Raw genomic sequence first — 11,475 nt, 5'->3', positions numbered from 1 at the left:
GCCATGCCGCTATCCTGCGTTGTCATGCCGCCTCCCTGCTCTGTCATTCCGGGCGAAGACCCGGAATCTTGCTGCTCCCTCTGGCAACGACGAGATGCCGGGTCAGGCCCGGCATGACAAGGGAATGAGGCAGGCATGAACAGGCCGCCCGCCTCCCTGCGTGGCTACCTGACCTTGTTCAGGCGTGAAGCCTGGGCCATTGCCGCATTCAGCATGGTGACCAATATATTAATGCTCGCACCCACGCTCTACCTGCTGCAACTCTATGACCGGGTATTGCTGAGTCGCAGCGAGATGACGCTGCTCGCCGTCACCCTCATCACCGTGTTCCTGTTCATGGTGATGGCGTTTTCAGACTGGGTGCGCTCCATGGTCGCGATCAAGGCCGGCGTGCGCTTCGATCAGTTGCTGACCTCCAGGCTGTTCTCGCTCGGCCTGGCAACGCAGGCGCCTGCATCGAACGGTACGCACCAGGCCATGCAGGAGCTGACCTTCATCCGCCACTTCGTCACCAGCAACGGATTGTTCGCCTTCTTCGACCTGCCCTGGACATTGCTGTATGTGGCGGTGCTGTTCGTGCTCAGCCCGATATTGGGTACATTGGCAATTGCCTTGTGCCTGGTCCAGTTCGGACTTGCCCTCTGGAACCAGCGCAGTACGGCGCTGCCTTTGGAAAAAACTGCCGAGGCCCGCCAGCAGGGGCTGCAATTCCTCGACAGCAAGCTGCGCAATATCGAGACGCTGCACGTTCTCGGCATGCTGCCTTCCTTGTGGCAGCGCTGGGTCAGCATCCAGTCGCGCTGGCATGCGCTGGACGCCCAGGCACACCAAGTGCAGAGCCGCAACCAGCAGGTCAACAAGTTTGCGCGCTACACCATGCAATCGGGCATGCTGGGCGTAGCCGCCCTGCTGGCGGTGAAAGGCGATATCTCGATCGGCGCGATGATCGCCTCCAACGTGCTGATCGCGCGCGCATTGCAGCCTTTCGACGTCATCGTGAGCACCTGGAAGCAGTTCATCCAGGCCAAGGCATCTGCCGCCAACATCGACCAATTGCTTGCCAACGCCCATAGGGAGGAAGACCTTGCGTACCTGACGACGCCGGACGAACCGATCAAGGGCAGGCTGGCGCTGGTGCAGGTGGCCGTGAAGGCATCCGGCGGCAAGCCCCTGCTCCGCCCCTTGAACCTGGACATCGAGCCGGGCGAGATTCTCGGCATCCTTGGCCCTTCAGGATCGGGCAAGACCACGCTGGTGCGCTGCATCGCGGGCATCTGCGATAACCGCGAAGGCGAAATCCTCGTCGACGGCATTGCGCTCTCGCGTCTGCCTGCCAATGTATATGCGGCAGCGATCGGCTACCTGCCGCAGGAGGTCGCCTTGCTGGAAGGCAGCATTGCCGAGAATATTGCCCGCTTCACGCAGCCGGACCCGGAGAAGGTGATCCAGGCTGCGCAAACCGCGGGCATTCATGACGCCATCCTGCGGCTGCCGCGAGGCTACGACACCCGCATCGACGCCGAGGCGCCTGCGCTCTCCGGCGGCCAGCGCCAATTGCTCGGCCTGGCGAGGGCCATCTACCAGCAGCCTGCCGTCATCATCTTGGACGAACCGAACTCGCACCTCGACGACCAGGGCGAAGCCAGCCTGATCACCGCGCTGCTGCTCCTGAAAAACCAGGGCAAGGCCATCGTCATCGTCTCGCACCGCACGCACATCCTGAACATTACGGACAAGCTACTGGTGCTCGACCAGGGCGGCATGGTCTGCCATGGCCCGCGCGACCAGGTGATCGCAGAACTCAACCGGGCAAGGCAAACCCCGGCAAGCAAGGTGGCATAAGGATGAACAACATGAACCTGCCTTTACATCACACGGCGCCCGATGCGCCTGCGCACGAATCCAAGGTAATCCCCTTGCACGAGCAGGCAGCCGGGCATGTCCATGAACAGCGCACGACCCGGCTGGGCTTTATCATCCTGCTGCTCGGTTTTGGCGGTTTTCTCGCCTGGGCCGCCTTGGCCCCGCTGGACGAAGGCGTGCCGACCGAGGGCGTGGTGACGGTGGAAGGACGGCATAAAACCGTACAGCACCTGAACGGCGGCATCATCAGCCAGTTGATGGTTCACGAAGGCCAGGCGGTGCAGGCCGGCGACGTGCTGTTCACGCTGGATGCCACCGCGAGCAAGGCGCGCTTCGACGAGGTGCGCCAGCGCTACCTTGGGCTGTTGGCGCAGGAAAGCCGCCTGCTCGCGGAAAAGCTGGGCGCGGGCAGCATTGTGTTTCATGAAGAGCTGATCAAGCAGCAAGGCGACCCTTATGTGCAGCAGCTCATGCTGAACCAGTCGCAACTGCTGCGCGCACGCCAGCAGGCCTTGCGCGCCGATGTCGAGGCGATGCGCGAATCCATCCAGGGCCAGCAGGCCCTGATCGAAGGCTACCAGGGGGTGGCCGGCAGCTATCAATCGCAATTGGAACTGCTGACCCAGCAACTGGCCGGCATCAGGCAACTGGTGAGCGAGGGCTTCGCGCCGCGCAACCAGCAGAACGAGCTTGAGCAAAAGCTGGCCCAGACCTACGGCATGATCGCGACCAACGACTCGAACATCCTGCGCAGCCGCAAGGCCATCCTCGAGCTGCAGCAGCGCATCACCGCACGCGAGCAAACCGAGAAGAAGGAAATCGACACCGAGATGGCGCAGGTGAAGCTCGCGGTGCAGGCCGATGCCGAGAAGTACAAGCCGCTCTGGGATGAATTACAGCGCATCACCGTCACTGCGCCGGTAAGCGGCCAGGTCGTCGGCTTGCAGGTGCATACCGTCGGCGCAGTCATCCAGCCCGGGCAGAAAATCATGGATATCGTGCCGTTCGACGAACCGCTGATCCTCGATGCCCGAATCCCCCCCCACCTCATCGACAAGATCCATACCGGGCAGGATGCGGACGTGCGCTTCTCCAGCTTTTCCAATACGCCGCAATTGCTGCTGGAAGGCCAGGTGAAGACGGTTTCCAGCGATTTGCTGATAGACCCCGGCACGGGCGGCCAGGCGCCTTCCAGTTATTACCTCGCGCGCATCAACATCACTGAGGACGGCATGAAAACCCTTGGCGACCGCCGCCTGCAACCTGGCATGCCGGTACAGGTGGTGATCCGCACCGGCGAGCGCACCCTGCTTACCTACCTGATGCACCCGCTGGTGAAGCGGATTGCGGCCTCGATGAAGGAAGAGTGAGGAGCCCGCAGAATGATGGCCCGCCGTTACCGCATGAAATTGAACCGATTGGCGCTGGGGCGCATGCTCTGCGCAATGGCAATCTGCGCCAGCGCCCCGCTGCATGCCGCGGAAAACCTGCTCAGCCTCTATGAAAAAGCCTTGCAGTACGATGCGCAGTACAAGGCGGCCGAGGCCAACATGGCGGCGGAACGCGAGGAGATCAACAAGAGCCGCGCCTTGTTCATGCCCAGGGTGCAATTCGGCGCCAGCGTCGGCCGCGGCGCCACCGACCGCACCACGCAAACCAGCCTGGGCGCCATCGACACCCGGCTCAACTATGACATCCAGAACTATGCGCTGAGCCTGAGGCAGCCCTTGTTCAACAAGGAAAACATCGCCACCTACCGCGGCGCGGAGGCGAACGTGCAAAGCAAGGAAGCCCTGCTGCTCAAGGAAAACGCTACGTTGATCAGCCGCCTTGCCGCCACCTATTTCGAAACCCTGTACGCGCAGGAGAAAGTGGAGGTATTGCGCAGCAATATCGCGGCCACCAGCCAGCAGCTTGACCAGGCCCAGCGGCGTTACGACAACGGCGAAGGCACCGTGACCGAGATCAACGAGGCGCAAGCCAACCTGGAGCTGGCCCAGGCAGAGCTCATCACCACCGAGAATTCGCTGGCGGTGTTCAAGCAGACCTTGAGCAATATGAGCGGCGTCGCCGTGACCGACATCGCCCCGCTCGACATTGCCCAGCTGCCGGCCGGGGTGCCGGATTCCGACGACCTTGAATTCTGGATGCAGCAGGCGCTGGGCAACAACCCGGAGATCACCGCCGCCCGGCTCTCGGTGGAAGTTGCAAGGCAGGATGTGGAAAAAAAGCGCGCGGGGCACTTCCCCACGCTGGACCTGGTCGGCGTCCGTTCCTTTAGCGAGAACGACAGCAACAATACCCTGGGCTCGCGCTTCGACACCACTACCATTGCGTTGCAGCTCAACATGCCGCTGTTCGCTGGCGGCTTCACCAGCGCCAGCGTGCGCCAGGCGTTCAACAGGGTGGATGCGGCCGAAGAGCTGCTCAACCTGCGCATCCGCGACATCGAGGCGAATACGAAAAAATACCTCAACAGCATACGCAGCGGGCTGCTGGCGCTCTCCGCCTACCGCCAGGCGGTGAAATCGAGCGAGATCGCCCTCGAAGGCACGCAGAAAGGCTTTGCCGCGGGCACACGCACCAATATCGAGGTGCTGAACGCGCAGCAAAAGCTGTTCCGCAGCCGGCTGGAACTCAGCCGCGTGCAATACGTGCTGGTCAACGACATCATCAATCTCAAGCAAGCCGCCGGAATGCTCAACGAGGCCCAGCTGCATGCATTGAACCAGTATTTTGCGGCGAATTGACCATGATGCCCGCCATGCCCACGCCTCCCGCCTCCCGCAAGCCCGGCACATGCTTTAAGCGCTGCTGGGCAACCGGCCTGCTCATGTTCTTGTCCACTGCGCATGCCACGGGCTTCGAGCCGATGCCCATCAGCGGCGTGCTGCTGGAGCACGGCAGCAGTGCCTATATTCTCTGCAACACAACCGGCAAGTTCGACCCCGAAGGCCGCCATATGGCCCCGCGCAAACCCACGGTCGAGCATAGCAATGCCTGCGCTATATTTCCCGAAAACGAAATCGCCGCTCCGTTGCCCGGCTTCAAGCTGTTCAAGCACGCCAACCGCCAAGCCGTGATGAACAATGCGCTGACGGGGCAAACGGACAAGAAAATCGCCAGCGTGATGGATGTGGTCTGGCGCAACCCGGCCGCGGGCGAATGCATCTACGGCACCAGAGTTTTGGCATTGTCCAGCCTGGATGCCGATTACAACATGCAAATGCCCGGCAAGCAGTTCTTCCGCATCACGGATATCGCGAGAGGCGGCTTTGCAGGCCAGGACATCGAGGTCGCCTATGCGATGTATGCCACGGGGGCGGAGCCCGTCTACCGCATCGGCCGCACTTTTACTGCCGTGCAGTATTACAAGCGCCCTGGCTACGAGCGCCAGCCCCTGACCGAGCCTGCCTTCAGCGAAGCCATCAACGGCGTGGAAACATCCGAGCGCGCCGTTCCTTCCTTCAGCCAGCAAACCGCTTCCCTGAACGACGACTGGGTCAATTTCACGACATTGGTCGGCCTGCCCAAGCGCCCGGCCTCCCCCATGCTGTACGTGAAAGCGCTTTGCAACAACGAAACGCCGGCCGAACAGCCGCAGGCGATCCGCCTGCGCCAGGCCATCGCTCCCTTTATCGAACTCAGCGTGCCTGGCTTCGTACCCGGTCACACAACCAACAGTACAACACCGCAACCTTGAGGATACCGCCATGCCGTTCTCCCGCACCCGCTCATTGAAAACTGATATGACAGGCAACACTTATATGACCGGCAATCCTTGCGTTCAGCCCTTGCCTGCCAAGCAGACAAACCTCGGCTTCACGCTGCTGGAGCTGCTGGTCGTGATGGTGATCATCGGCCTGCTGGCAGGTTACGTCGGCCCCAAGTATTTCGCCCAGATCGGCAAGTCGGAAGCCAAGACCGCCAAGGCGCAAATCGAGGCGCTGGGCAAGGCGCTGGACCAATACCGGCTCGACACCGGGCGCTACCCCAGCACTGAGCAAGGCCTGGCGGCGCTCAATGCGCAGCCGTCGGACGAGTCCCGCTGGCATGGCCCTTACCTGCAAAAAGCCCTGCCGCAGGACCCATGGGGCAAACCTTACCAATACCGCTCTCCCGGCGAGCATGGGGATTACGATTTGTGGTCGTTCGGCAAGGATGGGCAACTAGGCGGCAGCGAGGAATCTGCCGACATCGTGAGCTGGCAGTAGCGCCTGACGGACACCATCGCGCATGAAATTCGAGCTTAAAGTCGCACGCGGCGCAGAAGTGCAATCGCTGACCCTTGAGGCCAGCGATGGTTTGCAAGCGCAGCTGCAGGCGGAAGCGCAGGGCTACAGCGTCTTGGGCTTGAAGCATCTTGAAAGCGCAGGCATAGGCGCCCGATTGCGCAAGCCCAGGTTCAACCTCATGCTGTTCAGCCAGGAGCTGCTGTCCCTGCTGGATTCGGGCCTGAGCCTGGTCGAGGCCATTGAAGCCCTTGCAGAGAAGGAAGGCCATGCCGAATCGCGCACATTGCTCAAGCAATTGCTGGCTTTGCTGTATGAAGGCTTGCCGCTGTCGGGCGCGCTGGAAAAATTCCCCAATACCTTTCCCCCGCTCTATGTGGCGTTGATCCGCAGCAGCGAGCGCACCGGCGACATGGTACAGGCGCTGAACCGCCATGTGACCTACCAGGGCCAGCTGGATGCAGTCAAGAAGAAGATCACCACGGCCTCCATCTACCCGGTATTGCTGATCGTCGTCGGCGGCTTGGTCATGCTGTTCCTGCTCGGCTACGTCGTGCCGCGCTTCAGCGCCATTTATGAAAGCGCCGGGGACAACCTGCCCTGGATGTCGCAATTATTGCTCTCCTGGGGCCGCCTGCTGCACGAGCATGGAAAAGTCGCCCTGCTGGCCTCCGTCATTGTCTTTAGCGTGCTGGGCATGGCCTTGAGCCGCCCCGTGGTCCGCAACACCCTGTTGCAGCAACTATGGAAAATCCCCGCGCTGGGCGAAACCATGCGCATCTACCAGCTGGCTCGCTTCTACCGCACGCTGGGCATGCTATTGCAAGGCGGCATCCCGCTTGTGACCGGCATGCAGATGGTCGCTTCCCTGCTGCAGCCCAGCCTGAAGCACCAGCTGCAACTGGCAGAGCATGACATCCGCGAAGGCAAGCCGTTGTCGAGCGCGATGGAGGAGCACGGCATGACCACCTCGATCGCACTGCGCATGCTGCGCGTGGGCGAGCGTACGGGGCGGATGGGCGAGATGATGGAGCGCATCGGCAGCTTCTACGACGAAGAAATCGCCCGCGCCGTGGATTGGTTCACGCGTTTGCTGGAGCCGCTGCTGATGGTGGTGATCGGCCTGATCATCGGTGTTGTGGTGGTGCTCATGTACATGCCGATTTTCGACCTGGCCGGGAGCATACAATGAACCAGCCGCTGGACCACCCCTCCCTGCTCCAGGCCGGTTCCGGCCTTGCCCGGATCGACCTGAAAAAAGTGCAGCAGGCGCGCGCACTGGCGCAGCAAGGCAAGCAGCCGCTGCTGGACGTGCTGGAAGAGATTTCCGGCCTCGATGCCGACACCTTCATGCATGCGCTTGGCAGGCTCATGCGCTACCCCGTGCTCGGCATCCTGCAAATGTACGAGTGGCAGCCGGATTTCCAGCTGCTGCCTTTTGCCGAGGCCGGCAGGCAGGAATGCCTCGCCTTGCGCGACGAGGCCGGCAAGCTGCACATGGTGCACGCCAATCCTTTCGATGCGCAGCTATACAGCCGCATGAATCAACTGCTGCCCGAGCCTGCGCAATGGAGCATCGCCCACCGCAAGGATATTGCCGCCTTCCTTTCCCGTTTCGAGGAAAGCATGCGCGCCATGGATGGCCTGGTGCCGGAACAGGTCGAGAGCGAGAGCGGCAGCAGCGCCATCGAGGACATTTCCTTGCGCTCGATCGCAGAAGACACCTCGCCGGTGGTGAAGCTGGTGCGCTCCACCCTGTATGACGCGCTCAAGGCAGGCGCCAGCGATATCCACATGGAGACCGACGCGCACGGCCTGACCATCAAGTACCGCATCGACGGCGTACTGAGCAGCGTGGGCAGCATCCACGGCGTGATGCAGGCGGAACAAGCCATTTCGCGCATCAAGGTGATGTCCGAGCTCGACATCGCCGAGCGGCGCATTCCGCAGGACGGCCGATTCAAGGTCATGGCGCTCGGACGCGAAGTCGACCTGCGCGTTTCCATCATGCCCAGCGTGTTCGGCGAGGACGCCGTGCTGCGCATCCTCGACCGCAAGGCGCTTTCAGATCAGGCGCAGGGATTGAGCCTCGACGTGCTGGGCTTCGAGCCGGACATCATGGCGCGCTTCCGCCTGCTGGCCGAGGAGCCCTACGGCATGCTGCTGGTGACCGGGCCAACCGGTAGTGGCAAGACCACCACGCTGTATGGCGCGATCTCCGAGATCAACCACGGCCAGGACAAGATCATCACCATCGAAGATCCGGTGGAATACCAGTTGCCCGGCGTGCTGCAGATCCCGGTCAACGAAAAGAAGGGCCTGACCTTCGCGCGCGGTCTGCGCTCCATCCTGCGCCACGACCCGGACAAGATCATGGTGGGCGAAATCCGCGATTCGGAAACCGCGCAGATCGCGGTGCAATCCGCGCTGACAGGCCACCTGGTCCTGACCACTGTACACGCCAACAACGTATTCGACGTCATCGGCCGCTTCACCAACATGAACGTGGACCCGTACAGCTTCGTCTCGGCCATCAACGGCATCATGGCGCAACGGCTGGTGCGCACGATCTGCCCGCATTGCGCCATCGACGACACACCCGACCCCGCCTTGATCGCCAAGTCCGGCATTGCGCAGGAGTCGATCGGCGAATACCGCTTCCGCGCCGGACAGGGTTGCGGGCAATGCCATGGCACCGGCTACAAGGGGCGCAAGGCCGTGGCGGAACTGCTGGTGTTCAACGACGTCATCCGCGAGCTCATCATCACGCGGGAGCCGGTGCGCAAGGTCAAGGAAGCCGCGCGCGCAAACGGTACCCGCACCATGCGAGAAGCCGCGCTCGATATGGTCAAGCGCGGCGAAACCACCCTACAGGAGATTAACCGTGTTACCTCGCTCGTTTAGCTGGCCTTCCGCCTCGTGGGCCTTTCCATGGCGGGACGAACTGCGCGTGCTGATCCAGCCGCGCACGCTCACCATGCTCAGGATCAAGCGCGGCATGAAGGCCAGGGTCGTGGCAAAGGAAGATATTGCATTGCGCTCAACCAGCGAGTCGTTCCAGAACCGGGAATTCTGGCAGCCGGCGGTTTCCAGCCTGCACCAGCAATTGCAAAGCCGCCAATGGCAAGGCTGCCAGCCCAGGGTGGTAGTCTCCAACTATTTCGCGCACTATGCCATCGTGCCGTGGAACGCCAGCCTGCATACCCGCAAGGAGCAAAGCGCGTTCGTCAGGCATTACTTCACTCAGGTCTACGGCGAGTTTTCACGTGCATGGGATATCCGCACCACGCCGGTGGCCTACGGTCACCCGACTTTTGCCAGCGCCATTGACGAGAAGCTGCTGCAAGCCCTGCGCGAGGAGTTTAACCAGGCGCGAATGCCGGTGCAGCACATCCACCCCCACCTGATGATCGCCACCGATGTCATCCGGCGCAAGCTGGCGCGCATGCCTTTACCCAATGCCTTGAACCTGGTCATGCTGGAAAACGAACGCATCACCATCGCCTTGGTGCAACACGGGCAGTGGCTGAGCCTGCAGAGCTATGCCGCGGAAAGCGACATCGAAAACCAGTTCCAGGCACTGCTGGACCGCGAATCCATCATCGCAGGCGTGGACAACAGCGAGTGGCCTGTCGTGTTCTACGCCGCGGACGGACGGCCAGCGCTCCAGCTTCCCGGGCGCAAGGTGCACAACATCCTGCCCTCCCCGCAAGACCAACACGGCATGGAGGCATGGCAGTAATGCTACCCGTCATCTCCATCAACCACGCCCCTCTGCTGCAAGACCGGCCTGTCAAGGGAATCGTGACGCTCCTGCTGGCAGCAGCCTGCGGCATCGCGCTGTTGGGCTGGATGCAGCAATTGAATTCCGAGCGCCAACGGCTGAACGCAGACCTGCAGCAGATGCAGGCCCCGGTCAGCGCTCCCAGGCTCAATCCCAAGGAAGACCAAGCCAAGCAGCAGGAGATCGCGGCAGTGCAAGCCGCCATGCACGAACTCGCCTTGCCGTGGCAGAAACTGTTCCTGGCGCTGGAAAGCATCAAGGTCGCGGATATCAAGCTCGCCAGCATTGAGCCCAACGCCAGGCTGCACAAGCTGAGGATTACCGCCAATACCAATGAAGTGGTCAATATGTTCAAATACGTGCACGGCCTCTCCGAGCAGTCCGTATTCAACGATGTGCTGTTGATGTCGCATGAGTTTCATCACGACCAGCCCATGCCGGTGCGTTTTGTGGTGGAGGCCGTATGGATACAGCAGCCATGAGTGTCGACAAGCTGCATAAACTGCGCTACCGCCTCGGCCAGCTCGACGGGCTCAGCAAGCTGGGGCTGGGTTTGCTGGCAACCTGCCTGCTCGTTGCCCTCGCCTATGCCTGGCCGCAGGCCAGGGCATTGCAGCAGCTCAAGCTCGATGTCGCCGACATGCACCGCGCCATGCCGCAGCACCAGGGCCAGTGGATAGACCGTTCGCCGCAGGCTTCGCTCAATGCCTTCTACCAGTTCCTGCCGCGCGAGAGCGAAGCCACCACCCTGCTGAACCAGGTGCTGGACATTGCAGGACAGCACGGCCTGGTGCCGGAAAAGGTCGACTACACCCTGAGCCGGCAATCATCGGCAGCGTTCTCCAAGTATCAGCTCAGCCTGCCGCTACAGGGACAATACCTCGACATCCGCCGCTTCATTGCCGACGTCATGAACACCCTGCCATCGGCCGCGCTGAACGATATTTCGCTCAAGCGCGAAGACATGCTGAGCGACCATGTCGAAGCCAGGCTCAAGCTCACGCTCTACCTGCGCAAGGACGGGCAATGAAGCAGACGCCGAGACAGTGGCTGGTGTGGGCAGCATTGACCATGACGCTGGCTGCCACGGCGTGGACCGCCTTGAATGGCGAACAGGCCGACGAGGTGCAAGTCGCGGCGGCGCGCCCGCAGGGTTCGCGTAACGATGTGAAGGGCCCGTCGAAATCCAGGACGGCTACCGCGGATGTCAAGCCAGCGGGTGCGGACTCCCTGGACATGGCCCGGCTGCGACGCGCGCCCTGGCAGGACAGCGAGCACAATTTATTCGGCGGCGGGCAACTCGTCGCCCAGGCCGAAACCGCACAACAACCCATCGTGCAGCAGGCCATGGAAATTCCACCGGTCCCCTTTACGTATGCGGGCAAGCTGGAGGACCACGGCCAATTCACCGTCTTTCTCTCCCTCGGAGAAAAAAATGTCAGCGTCAAGACCGGCGATATCGTCGGCGACTGGAAGATCAAGGAAATCACCCCTTCCCGCATGATCCTGAGCTATCAGCCATTGCGTGCTGATGTGCCATTGATGATTGGAGAAAGCAATTGAACATCACATCGCACGCAAGCCTGAAATTCAGCG

The 11,475-nt window shown here is 61.7% G+C and carries 11 protein-coding genes; all 11 read left to right on the top strand.

The genetic code is table 11. The annotated features are described in order from the left end of the window. The first annotated feature begins 135 nt into the window (after positions 1-135). The 11 genes from ACWXTG_RS02840 to ACWXTG_RS02790 all read left to right on the top strand — a co-directional run bounded on the left by ACWXTG_RS02840 (position 136) and on the right by ACWXTG_RS02790 (position 11,442). Positions 136-1,842 carry a type I secretion system permease/ATPase gene (locus ACWXTG_RS02840; protein ID WP_480220617.1) on the top strand — a complete coding sequence of 569 codons (1,707 nt, stop codon included), beginning with the start codon at positions 136-138 and terminating at the stop codon, positions 1,840-1,842. Between the two features lie 11 nt (positions 1,843-1,853). Beyond that, positions 1,854-3,233, top strand: a complete 1,380-nt coding sequence (locus ACWXTG_RS02835) for an HlyD family type I secretion periplasmic adaptor subunit (RefSeq protein WP_480220616.1) — start codon at positions 1,854-1,856, stop codon at positions 3,231-3,233. 12 nt (positions 3,234-3,245) lie between these two features. Further along, positions 3,246-4,613, top strand: a complete 1,368-nt coding sequence (locus tag ACWXTG_RS02830; protein WP_480220615.1) for a TolC family outer membrane protein — start codon at positions 3,246-3,248, stop codon at positions 4,611-4,613. 14 nt (positions 4,614-4,627) lie between these two features. Further along, positions 4,628-5,566 carry a hypothetical protein gene (locus ACWXTG_RS02825; protein ID WP_480220614.1) on the top strand — a complete coding sequence of 313 codons (939 nt, stop codon included), beginning with the start codon at positions 4,628-4,630 and terminating at the stop codon, positions 5,564-5,566. A gap of 64 nt (positions 5,567-5,630) precedes the next feature. Next, positions 5,631-6,077 (top strand): type II secretion system major pseudopilin GspG, encoded by a 447-nt coding sequence (gene gspG, locus ACWXTG_RS02820; protein ID WP_457136486.1) that lies wholly within the window; start codon positions 5,631-5,633, stop codon positions 6,075-6,077. Between the two features lie 22 nt (positions 6,078-6,099). Beyond that, positions 6,100-7,287, top strand: a complete 1,188-nt coding sequence (locus ACWXTG_RS02815) for a type II secretion system F family protein (RefSeq protein ID WP_480220613.1) — start codon at positions 6,100-6,102, stop codon at positions 7,285-7,287. Next, positions 7,284-8,999, top strand: coding sequence for a GspE/PulE family protein (locus ACWXTG_RS02810; protein WP_480220612.1), 1,716 nt, complete (start codon positions 7,284-7,286; stop codon positions 8,997-8,999). The genes ACWXTG_RS02815 and ACWXTG_RS02810 overlap by 4 nt, the downstream gene beginning before the upstream one ends. Next, a complete protein-coding gene (locus tag ACWXTG_RS02805) occupies positions 8,980-9,837 on the top strand; it encodes a hypothetical protein (RefSeq protein WP_480220611.1) in 858 nt (285 codons plus the stop codon). The genes ACWXTG_RS02810 and ACWXTG_RS02805 overlap by 20 nt, the downstream gene beginning before the upstream one ends. Then, positions 9,837-10,361 (top strand): hypothetical protein, encoded by a 525-nt coding sequence (locus tag ACWXTG_RS02800; RefSeq protein ID WP_480220610.1) that lies wholly within the window; start codon positions 9,837-9,839, stop codon positions 10,359-10,361. The genes ACWXTG_RS02805 and ACWXTG_RS02800 overlap by 1 nt, the downstream gene beginning before the upstream one ends. Then, positions 10,343-10,909 carry a type 4a pilus biogenesis protein PilO gene (gene pilO, locus ACWXTG_RS02795; protein WP_480220609.1) on the top strand — a complete coding sequence of 189 codons (567 nt, stop codon included), beginning with the start codon at positions 10,343-10,345 and terminating at the stop codon, positions 10,907-10,909. The genes ACWXTG_RS02800 and pilO overlap by 19 nt, the downstream gene beginning before the upstream one ends. Further along, on the top strand, positions 10,906-11,442 hold the full coding sequence (locus ACWXTG_RS02790; protein ID WP_480220608.1) for a hypothetical protein: 537 nt from the start codon (positions 10,906-10,908) through the stop codon (positions 11,440-11,442). The genes pilO and ACWXTG_RS02790 overlap by 4 nt, the downstream gene beginning before the upstream one ends. The last annotated feature ends 33 nt before the right edge of the window (positions 11,443-11,475 follow it).

This window comes from Methylobacillus sp. DLP286, from assembly GCF_056636515.1.
The sequence above is the reverse complement of the archived record's forward strand: the minus strand, read 5'-3'. Positions and strand labels throughout refer to the sequence as shown.

Excerpts from the sequence above, each read along its gene's own strand:
- ACWXTG_RS02840 (WP_480220617.1), top strand. The coding sequence starts at position 136 with ATGAACAGGCCGCCCGCCTCCCTGCGTGGCTACCTGACCTTGTTCAGG.
- ACWXTG_RS02835 (WP_480220616.1), top strand. The coding sequence starts at position 1,854 with ATGAACCTGCCTTTACATCACACGGCGCCCGATGCGCCTGCGCACGAA.
- ACWXTG_RS02830 (WP_480220615.1), top strand. The coding sequence starts at position 3,246 with ATGATGGCCCGCCGTTACCGCATGAAATTGAACCGATTGGCGCTGGGG.
- ACWXTG_RS02825 (WP_480220614.1), top strand. The coding sequence starts at position 4,628 with ATGCCCACGCCTCCCGCCTCCCGCAAGCCCGGCACATGCTTTAAGCGC.
- gspG (WP_457136486.1), top strand. The coding sequence starts at position 5,631 with ATGACCGGCAATCCTTGCGTTCAGCCCTTGCCTGCCAAGCAGACAAAC.
- ACWXTG_RS02815 (WP_480220613.1), top strand. The coding sequence starts at position 6,100 with ATGAAATTCGAGCTTAAAGTCGCACGCGGCGCAGAAGTGCAATCGCTG.
- ACWXTG_RS02810 (WP_480220612.1), top strand. The coding sequence starts at position 7,284 with ATGAACCAGCCGCTGGACCACCCCTCCCTGCTCCAGGCCGGTTCCGGC.
- ACWXTG_RS02800 (WP_480220610.1), top strand. The coding sequence starts at position 9,837 with ATGCTACCCGTCATCTCCATCAACCACGCCCCTCTGCTGCAAGACCGG.
- pilO (WP_480220609.1), top strand. The coding sequence starts at position 10,343 with ATGGATACAGCAGCCATGAGTGTCGACAAGCTGCATAAACTGCGCTAC.
- ACWXTG_RS02790 (WP_480220608.1), top strand. The coding sequence starts at position 10,906 with ATGAAGCAGACGCCGAGACAGTGGCTGGTGTGGGCAGCATTGACCATG.